General features: G+C 42.0%; 1 protein-coding gene. It reads right to left on the bottom strand.

Annotated elements, in window-relative coordinates; all coding sequences use genetic code 11:
• Window positions 1-1,649, bottom strand: a 1,649-nt coding sequence (locus AC1DRQ_RS31355) for a glycosyl hydrolase (protein ID WP_477430030.1), incomplete at both ends; no start/stop codon positions are given.

Genomic DNA, 1,649 nt, shown 5'->3' with positions numbered 1-1,649 from the left:
GTAAAAAGGCCGTCAGGTCCTTTGGAGCTGGGGCTGTGAGATTGCAAATTGGTATTATAAAATATCCTATAAGGTTCATTTTTCTTATCCATATCAATAATACGGTTCACCATAAGGTTGGCTACCTTTATTTGTAACTGATTAACCGACCTTAACTGTGCTGAAGATATGGTAACTGTATACTGCGGACCTATGAGTGTAGTGAGCTTTTTACCGTTCAGATAAACTTCGGCGTTTTCACACACCTTACCCAGATCCAGCTGCCAGGCCACCGCATTTTGCACCGGCTTTTTAAAACTAATAGAATAGCTTCCGGTTCCGGAGAAAGCTTTGAACTCCCCGCCACCCAAATCCGTCCATGATTTAAGCTGATTGATTTTTACCGGCTGCGGCAAGGTTGGGCCACCTTCGGTAAACATGAGTGTCCATGTACCATTTATATCCACCGGTTTGCCGGAATCCTTATAATATGTATAATTTGCTACACTAACTTTTGAAGGCGATGTTTGCAAAATGCAGCTTTGCCCCGGCTGTAACTGCAGGTAAACGCTGGTTTGGTTATTACCCTGTTTTCTGCTCTTTGCCAGACCGTAATTTTTAGTCATCGGGTCAAACATCACCACTGATGATGAAGCTACCGATAAGTCTACCCAGCCGTCAATTGCTTTATCACTATTATTGGCGATGAAATAGCTGTTACCATTTTTATAGGTACGGCGTACAAATTGCAAGCCACCATCGGTCATGCGCTCCCTGTTTATTCCTGCAGCATCCAGCAATGGTGCAATATCATCCGCAATTAAAAAACGACCTTTACCTACCGTTGCTGCTTTAACACCATTGCCCCTGATTGTAAAGTTTAACCCAGCCAGTAAATCCTTAAATGCTTTTTCGCGTTCGTTTAACCGGGCATATCCCGGCACCTCTGATGGTAGGTTTTTATAAACCACCACTGTAGCGCCTGCCTTTGCCATATCCATTATTTTACGGAAGGTTTCCAGCGGAATGTACTTACTATCAGGCAGCAGAATTGTTTTATAGTTAAGTCCACCTGTAATTATATGTTTGCCTGAGGTTTGGAGTGCCATTATTTGCTTATCTGATATAAAATCAAATGTGTAGCCCTTTTTAAGCATTTCCTCGGTAGACGATTCAAAACCTGTACCCTTGAAATCTGGCTTCATGGCATCATAGTGTTTGAGTAAACCCCGGTCACCGGGCTCCGAAAAGCTATCAAATAATGGATAATAAACCAATACATCATTATCGGGCTTGCMTTGTTGTAAAAACGACTGGCAATTGGTGATATATTGATTAAGGGTCGAAAAATCATTCCAGAACGGATTGGTCTGGTTAAAATGAACTTCAGCATAAAACAACCAGCCGGGCCATGAGGCGTTTTTTGGTGAATAGCTGATGCCATGATAAAAAATGTGGTTAACACCGCCTACAAAATACTTATCAATAGCCTGTTTAACATCGCCTAATGACGACAAAAAATGATCATTAAGCCAGGTTGCAGATTCTGATGAAGCCAACGGTTTACCGGTAATATGCGCTGCCGAAGTAGCAAATTTAAACCGCAACACATCGTTTCCTTCCGTTTCGGGAATATCAATAGCCGCATACAGATCTAATATATTTGATGG

It is taken from the genome of Mucilaginibacter sp. P4_E8, assembly GCF_056401495.1.
Note: the sequence above shows the minus strand (reverse complement) of the source record. Positions and strands in the feature narration are given on the sequence as shown.